Here is a 17,697-nt window from a genome sequence, read left to right as displayed (position 1 = left end):
CTTGTCGTGCGTTAGCGGGCGTTAATCAGGTTGGCAAGAACCGAGGTGAACACACCGAGACCATCGGCGCCACCGCGCAGAGAAACCTCACCAAAACCAGAAGAGGAAGGACCGAAGCCGGGCTCCACAGCGTGCTCCGGGTGCGGCATCAGGCCGACCACGTTACCGCGCTCATTGCTGATACCAGCAATGTCGTTACGGGAGCCGTTCGGGTTGAAACCAACGTAGCGGAACACCACGCGGCCCTCAGCCTCCAGCGCCTCCAGGGTCTTCGGGTCAGCAACATACTGACCGTCCTGGTTCTTCAGAGGAACAACAATCTCCTGGCCTGCAGCGTAGTCGCTCGTCCAGGAGGTGGAGTTATTCTCAATGCGCAGAGTCTGGTCACGGCAAATGAACTTGCGGTGATCGTTCTTAATCATCGAACCGGGCAGCAGGTGAGACTCAGTCAGAATCTGGAAACCATTGCAAATACCCAGAACAGGCAGGGGCGAAGAACCGGAGGTACCAGCAGCGTTAGCGGCATCAATCACCGAACGCATCACGGGAGCCTTCGCAGCAATAGCGCCGGCACGCAGGTAGTCACCGTAGGAGAAACCGCCGGGAATGATGACGGCATCAACGTTCTTCAGGTCAGCGTCGTCGTGCCACAGCTCAACGACGGTACCGCCAGCCAGACGGACGGCACGTGCAGCGTCACGGTCATCCAGGGTGCCGGGGAAAGTCACCACGCCAACGCGTGCATCAGCGAAAGCGGGGTTCGGGGAGTAGCTAGAGAAGTCGCCAACCAGGGGGACTTCAGTGGGTGCGAGGGACTCTGCCATAGGTATTAGTCCTCCAGAACCGAAACGTTCACAACGTCTTCGATGACGGGGTTCGAGAGCAACTCTTCAGCAGCCTTGCGGGCAGCAGCGAGGTGCTCCTCGGTTGCCTCACCCTCGACGGTCAGCTCGAAGCGCTTACCCTGGCGAACATCGACGAAAGAATCAACGCCGATACGGGGCAGCTCGTGAGAAATAGCCTTACCCTGCGGGTCAAGAATTTCGGGCTTGAGCATAACATCAACAACAATACGGGCCATGTGTGGGCACTCCTTGGGTGCGTGGGTTCTGTATGAGCCGTATCTCATTCTACCCCAGTACAGCGGAAAGTGAGGTGACGAGACCACCAATTACCAAATAGAGAGCCCCAAGTCACCCTTTTCTCACGCGCTGGGCACCAAACCCACAGGCCACAGCGCCAAAAACGTAACTGGTCCGCGCCACCAGCCAGCTACTCACCGCATGGTCTACTCGCCGCCCAGCCTACTCACTACTCAGCCTACTCACTGCTCAGCGGCGGCAGGTAGCGCTCGCACACCTGCAACAGGCGCTCACGCAGCTCAATCGAATGCTCCGACAGCTCACGCTGAATCCGCACGTATTCGGCCTTACCCTCGGCCGTCTCCACCGGAATCGGTTCGTACCCCCAGCTGCGAATATCGTAGGGGGCTGCGCGCATATCCAGTTCGCGCGCATCCCACGCCAGATCGAAACAATCCATGACCAGGGCCGAATCAACCAGCGGCAGCAGCTTATACGCCCACTTGTACACGTCCATATTCGCGTGCAGGCACGCGGGCTGTTCCAGAAAACGCTGGGATTCGCGGGTCGGTTGCAGCTCGTTCATCGGTGCCGCCTGCGGCATGAAGAAACGGAACGCATCAAAGTGCGAGCAACGGATGCGGTGCTCCTCCACCACACGGTCCGTACCCTCCGCGCCCAGGCGCAGTTCCAAGTAGTCGTGGCGGATGTTGTTCTCCACCGACTTGTACGCCATCGCCCACTCGTGCATGCCGAAGCAACCGAACTGCCCCTTCTTCGCGGCGGTGTTGCGCAGGATCTCGTGGGTGAAGGCGAGGGCGGTAGCGCGGCGCTCCACAAAATCGGTGACGTCCACCGTGACGGCGGAGGCGGCATCCACCTGGGCACGCGCCACCTGCGGAGTGCAGCCAGCATCAAGGAGCTCCTGCTCGGTTGCAGACCGGTAGAAACGCCAGGAAGCGCGCTCGGGTGCATCCAGCAGAATGACGCCGGCGCCGGGGTGCCAGCGCTTGAACTGGCCGGGCTTGAGCGTGTAGTAGGTGAAGAGGAAGTCTTCCACGGGGTGCACTTCGTGGCGGGCGCGACGCTGCGCAAACGGGTCGGCGTATCGGCCGGCACGCGCCTCATGCGCCGCCTCTGCGGCACGCCAATGGCGGGCATCCATCACCTGGGAAAAAACAACACTACTCATGCTTCTAGCCTAAACGATGCCGCGACGAGGTAGCGGACGTAGCAATGTCTATCTATTTATTAGAAGACCGGGCTTTAAACTCACGTTCAAAATCGACAAACTGTGGGCTATTAATCACCACTGTCCGAAGATATCGGGCAAATTGACCCGCCCCTGCTCGTTCAAGTGCGCGAGGAATATCAATCTCCGTGAACCCCTTAGAGCGAGCGTAGGATTCCTGGAAAAGATAGACCTCCGCAAATAAGGAGGGATGAGCGTATTCGGTGAGCTGCATCAGAAAATCATCCGCGCTGAGCGTCTCATAATTTTGAATATTCTGAGCTTCTTCCGTGGAAGCATAATCGAGCAGTTTGCGGTCATCAGTGACTAATGCGTGCATGGCGCCATGTTGGGCAGCGGCATGTACGTGAAGATCATCCGTATCGGGGAAGGAAACAGGAGCTTCGACAGGAAACCCGGAGATGCACGAGATGCAGGACCTGATGATTTGTTGCTTCCAGTTTTCAAGGACAACATCGCTTATCGCTGGATTGGCTCGACGAACATGGTAGCCGAACTCATCCATAATTCCACTGGAGACGTGAGGCGTAAAGAACTCGTATTCACTCTTCACTGCCAACAATAAAATCCAATCCCGAAGAGTTTTGGACATCAGAATATTTGTATCCAGCAGAACAGAGTATTTGGAGGCTACCATGCGGGCCCTCCGAGGGCATCAACAAGACCGTGTTCATCCTCGAGTTCCCAGAGCTCTTTGAGAGCTTGCTCCTTCTGAGCAACGGTCTTCTTGAGAAGTCCCTTACGGAAAGCATCAGCATCCTCGGTGCGGATACGGAAGTGGCTACCCACCTTATGCGCCGGGAGGTCACCAGAGCGAATAGCCTTCATGAGTGTCGGGCGTGAAATACCGATACGCTGCGCCGCAACCGTCGTCGTCAAATCGTGAGGGACAACCTGAACATCGATACTTTGCCCGTTAGCCAGGGCATGCAGGACGTGCTGAATGACCTGGTTGAGGGCATCGCCAAGCTGCTGGCTTTCTCGGCCCGAAACGGTCAGCTCAATGGTGGTTTCTTCAGAGTTCTTAAGGATTTCCCGTGCCTCTGCGCGAGCCTGACTGAGGGTATCTTCCTCCAGAGGGTTGGTTAGGGTGGTGGTCATTATCTTCTCCTTGGTGCTGTTGCCGGCAGAGTCAACGTCCGAAGATGCCACGTCGGTGGGGTGCATATTATTCGGTTGGAGGCTCATTGCGGTTGATACAACCCTACCCCTATCTGAAATAACTGTAAAGTGTTTCAGTTATTTCACCTGTGCATCGATAAAAGGGAGGGGCGGCGCCGGATCAAACCAGCACCGTCCCTCCCGAAGCGTACAGCTCACAAACGAGCTAAACCCTAGCGGCCAGTACCACCGTAAACAGTAGCCTCACCCTCAGCGTCCAGACCGAACGCAGTGTGCACCGCGCGAACAGCCTCATCCAGCTTGCTCAGCTCAGTAATCACCGAAATACGAATCTCAGAGGTCGAAATCATGTCAATGTTCACGCCAGCGTTAGACAGCGCCTCAAAGAAAGTGAACGAAACACCCGTGTTAGTCTTCATGCCCGCGCCAACCAGCGACAGCTTACCAACCGACTCGTTGTAAATAACCTCCTGGAAACCCAACTCAGCCTGCGCAGCCTTCAGCGCCTTCAGTGCAGCATCGCCCTGAGCCTGATCCAGAGTGAAGGAAATATCGGTCACGCCGGGGCGGTCGGTGGGAACGTTCTGAACGATCATGTCCAGGTTCACCTTCGCCTCGTTAATCAGGCCGAACACCTTAGCGGCCGAACCGGGAACGTCCGGAACGCCAACAACGGTAATCTTTGCGCGGGTGCGATCGTGCGCGACACCGGAAATCAGGGGCTGCTCCAAGGGAATCTCCTTCAGATGAATGGGGGTCAGTTCCGCGGACTCCTCCGGAACCACGATAGTGCCTTCAAGGTCCGAGAACGAAGAACGCACGTGAAGCTTCAAGTTAAAACGACGAGCATACTCGACGCTACGCAGGTGCAGAATCTTTGCACCGTTCGCCGCCATCTCCAGCATTTCCTCGCTGGTGATGGTATCCAGCTTGTGCGCGGTCGGCACGATGCGCGGGTCGGCGGTGAACACGCCGTCCACGTCCGAGTAAATCTCGCACACATCGGCGTTCAGCGCGGCGGCCAGCGCAACGGCGGTTGTATCGGAACCGCCGCGGCCCAGGGTCGTAATGTCGCCACTCTGACGGTTCATGCCCTGGAAACCGGCCACAATCGCGATATTTCCGGCCTCGACGGACTCACGGATGCGATCGGGGCGAACCTCCACGAGGCGCGCCGAACCGTGCACGCCGTCGGTAATCATGCCAGCCTGCGAACCGGTGAAGGACTGCGCCTTAGCGCCCAGGTCGTTAATGGCCATCGACAGGACGGCGGTCGAAATGCGTTCACCGGCGGTCAGCAGCATGTCCAGCTCACGCGAGGGAACGACATTGCTGGTGACCTCTGCGGCAAGGTCGAGCAACTCATCGGTGGTGTCGCCCATAGCGGACACCACGACGACCACATCGTTACCTGCCTTCTGAGTGTCCACGACGCGGCGGGCAACGCGCTTTACGCCCTCCGCATCAGCTACGGAGGAACCGCCGAACTTTTGGACGATCAGGCTCATAGAATTCTCCAGGTCAGTTACTTGTGTGCCACCGGCAGACGCCGGCTCCTCATTTATAGTAGACGGCGTTCAGTACAAGCGGCGAACTGTGCACCCGTATGTATTGCCCCGTGAAATATTACGTAGTGTTACACGGTGGCGATGCAGGGTATGGAGGCGAAGGCGCGGAGGCGGGCACAGCAAGCCTGAGAGGGCTGGTTTCTAGGTCCACGGGTTCACATAAGTGACACCCGGCAGTGGCGGAACATCCGGCTTCGGGGTGCGCAACGGGGCGTTCTGAATCGAGCGGATCTTCTCCTCATAGTCGGGGGTGCGGAACACTTCCGGAGCATCCTCCGCCTGCTCGGTTGCGGGTGCCTCAGTGGGTTCGGAAGCGGGTTCGGAGGCGGCGCTCGCCGGAGCCGTCTCGCCGGAGTCTTCGCCCAGGTCAGGGGCGGATTCTGCTTCTGTGGCTTCAGACGTAGAGACCGCACCAGAATTGGCAGGGGAGCCCTCAGGGCGGGATTCCTCGTCACCGGATTCTTCCTCGCCGGATTCCTTGTTGCCGGATTCCTCAGCTTCCTGCAGAACCTGCTCAATCAGCTGCTCATCCACGGTGCCCTGCACGCCGGCGGGCGCCTCCGGGGCAGAAACGGCAGAATCCAGGTCATCAAACATGCTCGAATTCCAGCGGCGACGACTCTGCTTTGCCTCCTGAGCCTGAACCTGAGCCGCCTGCTCACGCTCCTGCTCCTCCTCGCGGTTCACGCGCTCAAAATCCTCGGCGGCAGTATGAGCCACCGCCGTGCCCTCGCTAATGACGCGGCGGCCCTCCAACGCACGGCCCAGGGTAATCTCGTCCGCGTACTCCAGGTCGCCACCGACCGGAAGACCCGACGCCAGGCGCGACAGACGCACACCCAGCGGCACGAGCATACGCGAGAGGTAGGTTGCGGTTGCCTCGCCCTCAAGGTTCGGGTCCATCGCCAGAATAATCTCCTGGATACGCTCATCCGCCAGGCGGGACACCAGCTCACGAATACGCAGCTGCTCCGGGCCCACACCCGCCAGCGGGTTAATGGCACCGCCAAGCACGTGGTAGCGGCCGGTAAAGGAACGGGTGCGCTCAATCGCCACCACGTCCTTCGACTCCTCGACCACACAAAGCACAGACGGGTCGCGGCGCTCATCACGACAGATTGTGCACAGCTTCGTCTCGGAGACGTTACCGCACTCCTCACAGAAACTTACACTGGTCTTCACCGTGGAAATGGCGTTGGCTAGGCGCGCCATATCGGCAGCATCCGCATTCAGAATGTGAAAAGCGATGCGCTGAGCCGACTTGGGGCCCACACCCGGCAGGCGGCCGAGCTCGTCAATGAGGTTTTGAACTGCTCCCTCGTACATGGCTTCTCCTTCAGGTGCGGTGTGTTGTGCTGGTGCGTTGGTGCGCTGTTCTTGGGCGACGTTATGAGTATGCACCCAACCCCTGACAGTTTAGGGGCGTTTCGCGTAGCGAGTATGCGGCTGGAATGAGTACGCCCGCCATCGGTGCGATGGCGGGCGCGGCACCTACAACCCCGGACTAGGGCTGGTGCAGGGGGCGTTCGTCAATGACGGTGCCACCAATAATTTTTTCGATAGCGCGCAGACCGATGAAGGTGCTGTTTTCGACCTTCTCATCATCCTCAGAGACGTAGTCCTCATCGGATGCGGCGCGTGCCGGGTGAGCCGGTGCCGCCGGCGCGCTAGGAATCGGTGTGGCAGGTGCGTTAGAAGTCTGCGCTGCGGGCTTCTCATCGCTTGCCGGAGCAGTATCAGCCGCAGCCGCCTGCGGTGCCTCTGCCAACGGACCAGCCGGCGCAATCGGAGCGGCGAGCGGGCCCGCCGGTGCTACAGGCTCAGCGGGGATTGCGGCCGCAGCGGGTGCCTCAACCGGTTCAGCGTAGGCAGGCTCATCCTCAAAAGGGGGCTCCTCCTCATACGGAGGTTCCTCCGCGTGAGGGGGCTCCTGCGCGAACGGGGTCTCCTGTGCATACTGGGAATCTGGGGCGTGCTGGGGCTCCTGCGCGTACTGGGGTTCAGCAGCGCTCTCCTGCTGCGGAACTCCACTACCGGAGGCAGCAAAGGAATCACGCTCACCAAAACCGCCCGCCGGAGCAACCGGAACCTGCTGACCTGCCGGAACCTGCGGAGCAACCGGGGGCTCAGGCGCAAGCGGACCCGCCGGTGCCTGCGGTGCAGCCGGGGCAACCTGCTGAGGTGCCTCCTCGGGGGCGCTCTGCGGAATCGGGGCAACCTCCCACGCACCCAGGGGCGCATCCACGCTCGTGGACTCGGGGGTGTTCGCGCCGGTCAGCGGCTGACCATGGCGACGCCACGCATCCTCACCGCCGCGCGGACCATCAGCCAGTGGTGCCGGCTGAACGGGCTGCTGAGGCGCCTGCGGGGCAACAGCCGCCGGAACTGCAGGCTGAGCTGCGGGCTGAGCAGCAGGGGTAGGCTGAGCTGCGGGCTTGACCTGCTCACCGGGCTTCGCCACCTGAGCGTGAATGGTCACCTGACGGCGCAGGAACTCACTCACGCGGGCAGTCAGCTCGGGCACAAAACCCTTGACCGCGCGCAGAGTCGCAATGTCGGCGCTCACGTACAGGGTTGCGCCGTCCATGCGGGCGGGGCGAACCTTCATCAGCTGCTCCGCCGCACCCGGAACGCTCATTCGGTTAAGAATGGCGCGCCAATTACCCTGAACCGCAGCCAGCGGATCGTTCGGGTCAAGCTTCAGAGGCGCGGAGGGGGCACCCGCCGGAGTTGCTGCAGGAGAAGCCGAGGCATTCGGCGCCGCCGGAGCATGAGGTGCCGCCGGGGCGTTGCCCACCAGGGGAGCACCGGTCGGAGCAACAGGTGCCGGAGTTGCAGGGGCCTGTGCCGCGGGTGCTAGGGGCGCAGCGCTAAGCGGGGCGCCAGAAGACTGCGGGGCAGCCGCAGCAAGAGGTGCACCAGCCAGCGGGGGAGCACCCGCGCTAGCCTGCTGGGCGGGCTGAGCCGCCTCCTGAACAGACTCGCTAGGAGCCTGCGCATTAGGCGCCTGAGCTTCAGCAACCGGGCTCTTAGGCGCCTGAGTCTTAGGCGTCAGACCAGCAGCCGCCATACCCGCCGCACGAGCCGCAGACATGCCGCCCTGCGCCGGGGCAGAACCGGCAGAACCAGCAGCCACGCGGCGCTCCAGTACCTGCAGGCGCGAAGCCAACGCCGAAACCTCCGCACCACCGGCAGAACCCTCCACCGCAGGCAGAAGCAGACGCGCACACAGCAACTCCAGCTGAAGCTGCGGATTCGCCGCACCCGTCATACCATTCAGAGTCTCATTCGCTGTGCCCGCAGCAACCGTTAGCTCACGCTCACCCAGAGCCTGCGCCTGCTGGCTCAGACGCTCCAATTGATCCTGCGGAACACCCTGCAAAATCTGGCCGGCAGCCTGAGGAACAGCCTTCACCACAATCAAATCACGCAGACGCTCCAGCAGATCCTCCACAAAACGGCGAGGATCCTGACCGGTCGCCACCACACGCGACACCGCGCCAAAGAGAGTCGGCGCATCCTTCGCACCCAACGCCTCAATAACCTCATCCAGAAGCTGCGCGTGGGTATAACCCAGCAGCGCCACCGCACGGTCATACTCAATACCGTTCTGCGACGACGCACCAGCCATCAGCTGGTCAAGAATCGACAGCGAATCACGCACCGAACCGCCGCCAGCACGAATCACCAGCTGCAGCACACCCGGCTCAACCGGCACCTGCTCCTGATCGCACAGGCCCTGCAGGAACGGTAGAAGCACCTCCGGCGGAACTAGGCGGAACGGGTAATGGTGAGTACGCGAACGAATCGTACCCAGCACCTTATTCGGCTCAGTCGTCGCGAAGATAAACTTCACGTGTTCCGGCGGCTCCTCTACAATCTTCAGCAGCGCATTGAAACCCTCACGGGTCACCATATGCGCCTCATCAATAATGAAGATCTTGTAACGGTCACGCACCGGCGCCAGGGTCGCGCGCTCACGCAGGTCACGGGCATGATCCACACCGCCGTGGCTCGCCGCGTCCATCTCAATCACGTCAAGGGAACCGCCACCATCACGCGACAGCTCACGGCACGAATCGCACACACCACACGGAGTCGGAGTCGGACCCTGCGCACAGTTCAAGCAACGCGCCAAAATACGCGCCGACGTGGTCTTACCGCAACCACGCGGACCCGAGAACAGGTACGCGTGATTCACACGGTTCTTCTCCAGAGCGACCATAAGAGGTTCGGTCACGTGCTCCTGCCCGATAACCTCAGCAAAGGTCTCGGGACGATAACGACGATAAAGGGCAGTGCTCACGGCAACCTCTTCAACTCGGGGTGCGGATAGGACAATCCCTACCATTTTAGACGCTCCACCCCCGGCACGAGTGGTCACCAGTCACCGGCGAACACGCCCCACCACGACACCCACCCCAACACCCTCTACGGATGCCCACCCAGGTAGCCTGTACGCCCACAGAAATACCGCGGACGCACCGAATTCCCAAGAACCCAAAAATCCGGTACACTGGTTCTTGCCTCTTACGTGGCGTTATCTTGGAAAACTCCCCCAGGACCGGAAGGTAGCAAGGGTATTCGAGCTATGACGGGTGCGTAGGAGGTCTTTTTTACCCAAAATTAGGTACATGGGTAGTTCGCACCCGTCATGTCCGTCTCACTATCGTTCGACGGCTTCAACCCAGGATTCCGCCTCTCTAGAGCTCGGCGGCTTCGACGCAGGATTTATTGCCTCGCGCGCTCGGAATCCTGCGCCTCAGTTCGCTCGCTCGGAATCCTGGGTTTCAGCGGTTGCGTAGGAGGTTTTTTCGTGTCTGCCCAAAAACAGGGGCACAAGCATCCACAAATGTGCTTTCTGTTACTTTTCCCGTCCAGGGCTTGCATGCTTAGCGAAAGCGTAGTAAAGTTTTATTCGTTGCCTACGCAATGCGTAGAAAACATAGCTGGAGGATTCGCCTAGCGGCCTATGGCGCACGCCTGGAACGCGTGTTGGGTTAACAGCCCTCGGGGGTTCAAATCCCCCATCCTCCGCCACCGATCCCCGGTCTTAGATTCTAAGACCGGGGATTTTTTATACCCTTGGTACTATTTCTTCAGAACCCCCACGGTTCCACGCGCCGCCGAGGCGCCCCATACCTGCAGAAAGCACCACCATGATTTTCAAAAAAGTAGGCGACAGCCGCCCCTACCCGCAGCACGGCATGACCCACGCCGACTGGGGAGGAATCCCGCCGCAGCAGGTGCGCCTCGACACCCTCATCACCACCCAGAAGACCCTCAACCTCGAGACCCTGCTCGCGGAAGACTCCACCTTCTACGGCGACCTCTTCCCGCACGTCGTCAAATGGGGTGGCGAACTCTACCTCGAAGACGGCGTGCACCGCGCGCTCCGAAACGCCCTGCACCGCCGCGCCGTCATGTACGCCCGCGTGCTGGACCTGGACTCCATCTCCCCGGCGCTACTGCCCGGCGCATAAACGCCTACTCGAATACAAAAATGCCGCAGACCGACGCACTGAAGCATCGGGTCTGCGGCATTTTACGTATAACTGCTCAGTCCGCCGTGACGAGGGGGCGGATTAGGAAGCTGCCTTCAAGGTCGCATCCTGCACCGGGGACTGCTCCGGCAGAGATTCCTGCGAATCTAGGCGCACCGGGTTACCCTCGGCATCAAAACGCGCGCCCAAGCCCATCTGAATAAAACGGATGGTATTCAGGATCTGGCGCTCGCGGGTCTCCTCATCCGGTGCGTCCTCGGCGCGGCCAGCGCTCGAAGAGAGCGAACCGTGCACGAGCATCGCCAGTTCGCGAATGTCGTTCTTAGGAATGTAGTTCTCGGCAATGGCGGCAGAGAGAATATGCGCCAGCACCATCTGCAGCTCGTGCACGTGCTTGCCGAGCTTTGCGTAGGACTCGGGGGAGAGCATGGAGCGCATCGCCGGGCCCGGGGGCAGGTGGCGGCGCGCCAAGTCGTTGATCTGCAGGCGAATGTACACGGCGAGCTGGTCAATCGGGTTTTCGATGCCCTCCAGGCCGACGCGCAGTTCGTTGAGGAAGCGTTCGGTCTCGTCCAGGGCGTAGGCGACCAGCAGTTCGCCCATGTCGGCGAAGTAGTTGTAGACCGCGGTGCGGCCGATGCCGGCGTTCTTGGCGACGTCGGTCATGGTCAGGCCGGAGAGGCCGCGGTTGTAGAGGATCTCGCCGAAGGAGTTGAGGATGGCGCGCTTGGTGTTTTCGCGCTGGGCGGCGTTGGTTGCTGCAGAAATACGAGGCATAGTGACACTCTACCCCAAATCGTCATCAAATGACGAATTTATCGAATGTGTCACCAAGAAATTTGCGCAATCCATGCGAATTTTCACGTTTATGACAAAACAACCTGTGACAAAACACAGCCCCTACAGGAACCCCAAACGCGTAGCTGCCGCCAAATCAGCACCCACCAACGACGCAATCGGATACCCCGTATGGCCACGCCCCGGAGTCACCTGCAGCAGAGTCCGCGCACCCAAACTCTCGTAGAAGGCGCTACCCTCCTGCGCTGCAATACGCGCAGACCAGCTACCCTCCGCACTCGTCGCCATCCGCCGACGAGCCGACGGCGAACGGCCATCCAGCACACCCACATGCCAGCTCATCAGCAGATGCTCATGCGAGGAAGGGTGCAACGCAGCCTGTTCACGCACCCGCACGGGCACGCCGTCAGCGCCGCCGCCGCCGATAAAGGTAGCGCCACCTCCACGGATCCAGTCAATATCGTGTGACAGCAGCTCGTAGCTGAGGAACTCGGCACCACCCGAATAGCCCGCAAGCCAGATACGGCTCGTATCCACCCCGTACGCCAGGGCAATCTCCTCAATGAGGGCGCGAACCATCCTGCCGTTTGAGCGGGCGCGAACCCACCAGTTATAGGTCAGCGGAGGCGCATAAGAGCCGGCACCGGTCAGACGCGGCTCCCGCAGGCTACCCGGCGACAGTACCGGCACGGACAGCATATTGAACTCAGCCGCCACCTTCGCCAACTCGGCACGCAGAGGAGAAGTACGGCGCAGCAGGCGGCTACCGGCGCGGGAGAGATGATCACCATCAAAATAGAACAGCACACCGGGCGCGGAATCAGACTCGGTCAGAAGATGCAGATTATCGACCCGGTAATAGATATTGCGTCCGCGATGCGTAAACGACCGGTAGCCGAGAAGCTCAGAGGACGCCAGCAGCATCGGCTCAAGAAGGGAAATGCCGGTACGAACCGCATGCGCCGCATAGGTCAGCAGCGGATGCAACCGCGGGATATGTGCGCTGAGCCTACGCTGATTGCGGTGCCGCCTCTTCTGCGCTCGCCGTATAGAGCCACGAACCGAGCGGCGCACCGAGGCACGCAGCGCACGCCCCGTACCCGCTTCCAGCAGGGATGCCACCTGCTCAGTACGGTGAGCGCCGCTGCGGTAAACTCCGCTGCGGTGAACTCTGCGGCTCAGTCTCTTCATATTTCCATTGTAGGTGCGGGGGTTCTGCCGCCGCCGGGATGAAGTGAGGCCGGGCGCACCCCACACCGGGTAGCCGGGCGCATAGATAGAGCGTCCACACTCTTGAACGAAGCCCGTAAACCTGCCGCCGCCACGGCATATAGGTACTATTAGATAGGCTCGGGTGGCAGACGAGCCGGTGAACCCTGCCCTGCATTGCAGGCTCACCCACCACGCGTGAGGGCTCGTACCTCGCGTGAAGAAACACATCGCATGAAGAAAGACTTGGGGAAAGTAATGGCTAAACCCGTTAGCGAATCTAAGGCTCAGACGAGCACCGTCAAGGTGCCCTGGGCTGGTCGCCGCGGCTACTTTGATCTGCTGCTGGGCGCGTCCTGCGTCATCCTGATCATTTCGAATATTGGTGCAACCAAGGGTGTGGAGTTCGGTCCGCTGCCCTTCGAACTGCCCCTTATCGGTAACACCATCGTCACCGATGGTGGTTTCTTCCTTTTCCCTCTCGCCTACGTTATTGGTGACCTTCTCTCTGAGGTGTACGGCTTCAAGCGTGCCCGCCGCGCGATTGTAGCCTCCTTCGCCTCGGCTGCTTTTGCCGCCCTGTGCTTCCTGCTGATTGTGCACCTGCCGCCGGCAAGCTTCTACACCGGCCAGGATTCGTTCGCACAGGTTCTCGGCCCGGTCTGGCAGATTTTTGCGGGCTCCCTGCTCGGCTACCTCTTCGGTCAGACCCTGAACGCCTGGGTCATGGTGGCGATGAAGAAGGCAAGCAAGGGCCGTTTCCTGTGGCTGCGCATGATTGTCTCCACCCTGGTTGGCGAGCTGCTCGACACCCTCATCTTCTGCTCAATCGCCGCACCGGTGCTCGGTATCGACACCCCGGAAGCGTTCATCAACTACGTACTGATTGGCTATATCTACAAGTGCCTGGTCGAGGTGCTCCTCATGCCGATCAGCTACCCGATTATTGGTTGGTTCAAGCGTCACGAACTGGAGTACGTGGCATAAGCTAACCTCCTTACAGCTGATGTGCAGAGCCGCCCGGCCTAATGCCTGGGCGGCATTGCCTTTTCAGATTTGTTCAATACACAGCATGTCTAAGAAAGAGATACGTTATGTCTAAACTGCAGGGGAACACCCCCGAGCAGTCGGAGAAGAACGACTCGTTGAATCGTTCCCTCTCCCACGGCCAGTTGACCATGATCGCGATGGGCTTGGCGCTGGGTACGGGCCTGTTCCTGGGCTCCTCCTCCGCCATTAAAATTGCAGGCCCCGGCGCAATCCTCTCTTACGCTATTGGTTCGATGATTGCGGCAACCATTGCTGCGTGCGCGGGTGAAATGTCCGTGCGTCACCCCGTCCAGGGCGGTTTCGGCACCATTGCCAGCCGATACCTGAACCCCTTTAGCGGCTACCTGACTCGCTGGGCGTATTGGGCGTGCACCGTGCCGCTGGCCGGTGCTGAGCTGGTGGCGGTTGGCCACTACATGGCGTACTGGTTCCCGGACGTTCCCCTGGCTGTGTTCGTTGCTCTCTTTGGCGCGATTATTCTGGTGCTGAACCTGGTGAGTGTGAAGTCCTTCGGCGCCCTGGAGTTCCTGCTCTCTTCGATTAAGGTTTCTGCCGTCATCGTGTTCATGGTGATCGGTGTGCTGCTGGTGTTCGTGGGCCTGCCCGGTCACGCTGCGGCGGGTACCGCAAACCTCGTGAACGACGGCGGCTTCCTGCCGAACGGCCCGGCATCCATCTGGATTTCGATGGCTGTTGTCATGTTCTCCTTTGGCGGTGTGGAAATGATTTCTCTCTCCGCAGCGGAGGCGAAGGACCCGGCACGCTCGGTGGCAACCAGCGTGAAGGCAATGATCTGGCGCCTGTCCACCTTCTACGTGGTGTCCATGGCAATTATTCTGTGCCTGGTGCCCTGGCAGACCGCCGCACAGAACTCGGAGCTGACCGAGTCGCCGTTCGTGCTGGTCTTCTCTGAACTGGGTATCCCCTTCGCGGCGGACATCATGAACTTCGTGGTGCTCGTTGCTGCGCTCTCTGGCGCTAATGCCTCCCTGTACGCGGCAACCCGCCTGCTGCACGCCCTGGGCTCTGACCGCATGGCTCCCGCAGTGGCTGCCCGCACCTCCTCGCGCGGCGTGCCGGTCGTGGCTCTGCTCATCTCCTTCACCGGCGTGGTCGTGGCAACCGTGATGGCTGTTGCCAAGATTGGCGACATCTTTGCCCTGCTCATGGCGCTGGTGACCCTGTGCATCCTGATCGTGTGGATCATGATTCTGCTGACCTACCAGGCGTACAAGAAGGACCAGAAGGACGCCTCCTCCTTCACCGTGCTGGGTGGCCGCGTCACCGCTGGTCTTGCCCTGGCGGGTGTTCTGGCGACCCTGGCGGCAATGTTCATGCTGCCCGGCTCAGGTGTTCAGGAATCCATCATGGTCGGCATCGTCTTCTTCGTGCTGATTTCTATTGGCTACGCCATCTCATCAAAGGTTCAGGGCGGTTATGAGCGCCCCGACCTGGACGCTATGCACGCCGACGAGAACACCAGCGCGGCACAGCACTAAATAGCGTGAAAGCCTCGCGAGGCTAAAACATAAAAGGCACCGGATGGGGGAGCACCCTCGTTCGGTGCCTTTTGCTTTTCGTGCACGGTGAGACGCTGTTCTGAACGGCTCAGGCGTGCCCGTAGAATAGTTAACTATTCGTACCCGTCAACGAGGCTAGAAGCCGCAGAAGCCGGGTGCGAGCACACATTGCACATCACGCCCCTAAGGCGTACTGACGGAAGGTACCTTCGTGTCCCACAACGACGATACCCGCAGCCACGCTGCAGCGGGGACCGCCGGATCGCGCACCCTGAAGCGTTCTCTGTCCCACGGACAGATGACCATGATTGTGATGGGTTCCGCGCTCGGTACGGGCCTCTTCTTGGGTTCGGGCACCGCCATTGCGATGGCTGGTCCCGCGGTCATTCTCACCTACGCTATTGGTTCTGCGCTCGCTTCGGTGATTGGCGCGGCAACCGGTGAAATGGCGGTTCGCTACCCTGTCCGCGGCGGTTTCGGTACTATTGCTACCCGCTACCTGGGCCCCTTCGCGGGCTTTTTGACTCGCATCGCATACTGGACGGCAACTGTTCTGATTGCTGGCGTTGAGCTGGTGTCGGTGGCGACTTACCTGAATTATTGGTGGCCGCAGCTTCCGCTGTGGGCGGGTATTGCCGTGTTTGGTGTGGCGCTGATTGTGCTGAACCTGACCAGTGTGAAGTCTTTCGGCATGCTGGAGTTCTTCCTGTCTTCGATTAAGGTCATTTCGATTATTGCCTTCCTGCTGGTGGGCCTGTGCCTGATTTTCTTCGGTCTGCCCGGTCACGCTGCGGTGGGTACCGCGAACCTCTTCAACGACGGCGGATTCATGCCGAACGGCCTCCAGTCGGTGTGGCTGTCGCTGGCTGTGGTGATGTTCTCCTTCGGCGGTATTGAGATGATCTCGATCTCTGCTGCGGAGGCGAAGGACCCCTCCCGTTCGGTGCGTTCCTCGGCGAAGGCGATGATGGTTCGTTTGGCGACCTTCTACGTGCTGGCGGTTCTAATTGTTGTGGCTGTTATTCCATGGCGTTCGGCATCGGGTCTGGGCGACGCTGTGGAGGCATCCCCGTTCGTTCTGGTCTTTGAACAGCTTGGCATTCACGGTGTGGCACACTTCGTGAACTTTGTGGTGCTGATTGCGGCACTGTCGAGTGCGAACGCGAACTTGTACGCGGGTGCGCGTCTGCTGCACTCGTTGGCGGCTGACGGTATGGCGCCTCGCCAGCTGGCTCAGGTGAACAGTGCCGGCGTTCCGGCTCGTGCGGTGTGGCTGTCGACCAGCGGCATGGTCATTGCTATTCTGCTGGCGCTGTACAGCCCGAAGGAAGCGTTCCTCTCCATGATTTTTGTGATTATGGTGTGCGCGCTGACCGTGTGGGTTCTGATTCTGTTCGCCTACATCGTGTACAAGCGTGTTGAGCCTGCAGCCAATGGTTTCCGCCTGTGGGGTGGCCAGTTCACCGCGGCGGTTGGCGTTCTGCTGCTCTTCGCGGTGTGGGTTGCGCTCTTCATGGTGCGCGGTTCCATGGTTCCGGCAATTGTGGGTGTGGGCTACTTTGTGGTGCTGAGCCTGCTGTACTTTGCTCGTATCCGCCACACTCACGTGATTGATGAGCAGACCTTCGTGGAGGCTCAGCAGGCAACTGCCGAGTACGATGCCATGAAGTACGACGCTGATCATGCCCTGGAGACTGCAGCAAAGCTGGGCCGTTAAGGTTCTGCAGCTGCCGGGGGAGCCTGTGTTGGGGTCTGCTGAGACTCCAAGAAGGTAATAAACGAAAAATACGGAAAATTTCTGGAATTCCTCGTAATAAAACCGTAAAAATGCAGTTGGTCCTCAGGGCGGGTCTATCATGGACAGTGAACCGTATGATCTTGTATGCGTTCAAATGTCTGTGTGTTGGATGAGGCTCGAAAGCATCGTAGCTTTCGAGCCTCATCGCTTTAACTACCAAATATATTTCTAGCACCCGAATCATCATCAGCTGATTCATTTGCTGTACCTTGCGGATTCGTACGAATGGCCGCCTCACAGTGGTGGGGCGAGTAGAGTTAAAACCATGCAAAGCCACGAAAAGAACCGCGAAAACACCCCCGCCTCTGAGGCCGGTACCACCGACGAACTGTTGGTACACGTCCCCGCACGCTGGGGCGATATGGACGCCTACGGGCACGTTAACAACGTTGCTATCCTCTCGGTCATGGAAGAAGCCCGCGTGGCGCTCTTCGGCCCGCCGCCGTCTTCCGGTCAGAAGCCTGCTGTGGCACCGCAGCCTCCGATTCCGCTTTTCGACCTGGTTGCCGAGGGCGTGCAGGCGCTTATTGCCGAGCACGGCATCCGCTACCTGGCTCAGCTACCCTACACCGGTGAGCCCGTGCCGGTGCGCCTGAGCGTGGAGAAGGTCAGCGCCGCATCCGTGCGTATTGGCTACTCGATTCTCTCCCCGGTGGACGGCCGCGAATGCGTGCGTGCCTTCACCGTGCTGGCGTTCTGGGATTCCGTGGCGGGGCGTTTGACCCGTCTGAGCCCCGAGCAGCGTGAACTGCTGAGCTCCTACCTGCCGCAGAATTAGGGGGCGCTCCGCTGTA

15 protein-coding genes, 1 tRNA gene and 1 other RNA gene are annotated in these 17,697 nt (G+C 60.1%); 7 read left to right on the top strand and 10 right to left on the bottom strand.

Going from position 1 to position 17,697, the window contains the following annotated elements; genetic code table 11:
* Positions 1–11: 11 nt before the first annotated feature.
* From purQ to HMPREF2836_RS01610, 8 genes are all read right to left on the bottom strand, one after another.
* Positions 12–824, bottom strand: a complete 813-nt coding sequence (purQ, locus tag HMPREF2836_RS01645; protein ID WP_070629206.1) for a phosphoribosylformylglycinamidine synthase subunit PurQ — start codon at positions 822–824, stop codon at positions 12–14.
* Positions 825–829: 5 nt separating this feature from the next.
* Entirely contained in the window at positions 830–1,081 is a 252-nt protein-coding gene (gene purS / locus HMPREF2836_RS01640) for a phosphoribosylformylglycinamidine synthase subunit PurS (RefSeq protein ID WP_005507194.1), read from the bottom strand.
* A 239-nt stretch (positions 1,082–1,320) separates the two neighbouring features.
* A complete protein-coding gene (locus HMPREF2836_RS01635; protein ID WP_070629204.1) occupies positions 1,321–2,274 on the bottom strand; it encodes a 3-methyladenine DNA glycosylase in 954 nt (317 codons plus the stop codon).
* Positions 2,275–2,326: 52 nt separating this feature from the next.
* The gene (locus HMPREF2836_RS01630; protein WP_070629202.1) at positions 2,327–2,971 is read right to left on the bottom strand and encodes a PIN domain-containing protein; all 645 of its coding nucleotides are present in this window, start codon (positions 2,969–2,971) and stop codon (positions 2,327–2,329) included.
* The gene (locus HMPREF2836_RS01625) at positions 2,965–3,435 is read right to left on the bottom strand and encodes an excisionase family DNA-binding protein (protein ID WP_070629199.1); all 471 of its coding nucleotides are present in this window, start codon (positions 3,433–3,435) and stop codon (positions 2,965–2,967) included. The genes HMPREF2836_RS01630 and HMPREF2836_RS01625 overlap by 7 nt, the downstream gene beginning before the upstream one ends.
* A gap of 233 nt (positions 3,436–3,668) precedes the next feature.
* Positions 3,669–4,964: an aspartate kinase gene (locus HMPREF2836_RS01620; protein WP_005509257.1), complete on the bottom strand. Its 1,296-nt coding sequence runs from the start codon at positions 4,962–4,964 to the stop codon at positions 3,669–3,671.
* A 201-nt stretch (positions 4,965–5,165) separates the two neighbouring features.
* Complete coding sequence (gene recR, locus HMPREF2836_RS01615) at positions 5,166–6,350, bottom strand: recombination mediator RecR (RefSeq protein ID WP_070629197.1); 1,185 nt, start codon at positions 6,348–6,350, stop codon at positions 5,166–5,168.
* 178 nt (positions 6,351–6,528) lie between these two features.
* Entirely contained in the window at positions 6,529–9,330 is a 2,802-nt protein-coding gene (locus tag HMPREF2836_RS01610; protein ID WP_070629195.1) for a DNA polymerase III subunit gamma and tau, read from the bottom strand.
* A 215-nt stretch (positions 9,331–9,545) separates the two neighbouring features.
* On the opposite strand from HMPREF2836_RS01610, the gene ffs reads away from it, so the two are divergent.
* The 3 genes from ffs (at position 9,546) to HMPREF2836_RS01595 (ending at position 10,507) form a co-directional block, all read left to right on the top strand.
* Positions 9,546–9,642: signal recognition particle sRNA small type (gene ffs, locus HMPREF2836_RS01605), an RNA gene on the top strand.
* A gap of 333 nt (positions 9,643–9,975) precedes the next feature.
* Positions 9,976–10,064 (top strand) — tRNA-Ser (locus HMPREF2836_RS01600).
* A 119-nt stretch (positions 10,065–10,183) separates the two neighbouring features.
* Positions 10,184–10,507: a type II toxin-antitoxin system VapB family antitoxin gene (locus HMPREF2836_RS01595; RefSeq protein WP_005507186.1), complete on the top strand. Its 324-nt coding sequence runs from the start codon at positions 10,184–10,186 to the stop codon at positions 10,505–10,507.
* 102 nt (positions 10,508–10,609) lie between these two features.
* Here HMPREF2836_RS01595 and HMPREF2836_RS01590 read toward each other — a convergent pair whose 3' ends face one another.
* Positions 10,610–11,305, bottom strand: coding sequence for a TetR/AcrR family transcriptional regulator (locus tag HMPREF2836_RS01590; RefSeq protein WP_070629194.1), 696 nt, complete (start codon positions 11,303–11,305; stop codon positions 10,610–10,612).
* A 123-nt stretch (positions 11,306–11,428) separates the two neighbouring features.
* The gene (locus tag HMPREF2836_RS01585; protein WP_070629191.1) at positions 11,429–12,517 is read right to left on the bottom strand and encodes a hypothetical protein; all 1,089 of its coding nucleotides are present in this window, start codon (positions 12,515–12,517) and stop codon (positions 11,429–11,431) included.
* A 276-nt stretch (positions 12,518–12,793) separates the two neighbouring features.
* On the opposite strand from HMPREF2836_RS01585, the gene HMPREF2836_RS01580 reads away from it, so the two are divergent.
* From HMPREF2836_RS01580 to HMPREF2836_RS01565, 4 genes are all read left to right on the top strand, one after another.
* Positions 12,794–13,522 (top strand): queuosine precursor transporter, encoded by a 729-nt coding sequence (locus HMPREF2836_RS01580; protein ID WP_070629189.1) that lies wholly within the window; start codon positions 12,794–12,796, stop codon positions 13,520–13,522.
* A 107-nt stretch (positions 13,523–13,629) separates the two neighbouring features.
* The gene (locus tag HMPREF2836_RS01575; RefSeq protein ID WP_049327350.1) at positions 13,630–15,084 is read left to right on the top strand and encodes an amino acid permease; all 1,455 of its coding nucleotides are present in this window, start codon (positions 13,630–13,632) and stop codon (positions 15,082–15,084) included.
* A gap of 232 nt (positions 15,085–15,316) precedes the next feature.
* A complete protein-coding gene (locus HMPREF2836_RS01570) occupies positions 15,317–16,822 on the top strand; it encodes an amino acid permease (protein ID WP_070629187.1) in 1,506 nt (501 codons plus the stop codon).
* A 346-nt stretch (positions 16,823–17,168) separates the two neighbouring features.
* Positions 17,169–17,681: an acyl-CoA thioesterase gene (locus tag HMPREF2836_RS01565; protein WP_070629185.1), complete on the top strand. Its 513-nt coding sequence runs from the start codon at positions 17,169–17,171 to the stop codon at positions 17,679–17,681.
* Positions 17,682–17,697: the final 16 nt, after the last annotated feature.

It is taken from the genome of Rothia sp. HMSC065C12 (genome assembly GCF_001812085.1).
In the GTDB taxonomy this organism is placed as follows: Bacteria; Actinomycetota; Actinomycetes; order Actinomycetales; family Micrococcaceae; genus Rothia; species Rothia mucilaginosa.
The sequence above is the reverse complement of the archived record's forward strand: the minus strand, read 5'-3'. Positions and strand labels throughout refer to the sequence as shown.